The organism is Corynebacterium sp. MSK122, assembly GCF_030229435.2.
Lineage (GTDB): Bacteria > Actinomycetota > Actinomycetes > Mycobacteriales > Mycobacteriaceae > Corynebacterium > Corynebacterium marquesiae.
Map to the genome: position 1 here is coordinate 1 of NZ_JASPHV020000069.1, position 617 is coordinate 617.

Here is a 617-nt window from a genome sequence, read left to right on the forward strand (position 1 = left end):
GGGGGTAAGGACCAAATTCTTCGGTTACTTAGAATCGATATCAAACACGGTGAAGCCTTCGACACGGTTGAAGAGCTTCAAGCTATCGAAGAATATATCAAATGGCATAAGATCGAACGCATCGAAAAACGACTCAAGGGCCTGATCCCAATGCGATTTCGGAATCAGGTCCTTGAACCCCTGACTGTTTAGAAATAACCCGTCCAACTCTTTAGGGGCTAGTTCACGGTTCTCGGGGGTGTTTTGGCTTGTGTTTTAGAAGCCGAGGATGCTGCGGTTGAACTCGTTGAGTGCGTCAGGGATGAGGTATGGCAGCTTGCGGAAGAAAAGGCTTGCCTGCTCGAGGATGTCCCAGCCGTTGGAGATGGCTGCGTGTGCTGCTTCTTGTGCGTTGGTTACGAGATCTGCAATCATTTGTTTTCCTTACGTTTGGTGAAATGGCTGCGTACTGGTTTTGTACGCGAGTTTTACCATAGTTGGTGTGTGGCGGTGGTGCAATCTTAGTGGGGGTGGTTGTGGAGTTTGCTTAGTTGGTTGATTTGGACTTTGCCCATGATGTTGCGCGGGAGTTTGTCGATGAAGTGAACATCTCGGGGGATGGAGTGGTCGGCAAGGTT

Annotated in this window: 2 protein-coding genes; one reads left to right on the forward strand and one right to left on the reverse strand. The window is 49.4% G+C overall.

Going from position 1 to position 617, the window contains the following annotated elements; all coding sequences use genetic code 11:
• Positions 1-192 (forward strand): IS3 family transposase (locus QP934_RS11485; RefSeq protein WP_419127589.1); only part of this gene is annotated, 192 nt, incomplete at its 5' end.
• A gap of 63 nt (positions 193-255) precedes the next feature.
• Here the strand turns inward: QP934_RS11485 and QP934_RS11490 are convergent.
• Entirely contained in the window at positions 256-414 is a 159-nt protein-coding gene (locus QP934_RS11490; protein ID WP_419127590.1) for a hypothetical protein, read from the reverse strand.
• Positions 415-617: the final 203 nt, after the last annotated feature.

Excerpts from the sequence above, each read along its gene's own strand:
- QP934_RS11490 (WP_419127590.1), bottom strand. The coding sequence starts at position 414 with ATGATTGCAGATCTCGTAACCAACGCACAAGAAGCAGCACACGCAGCC.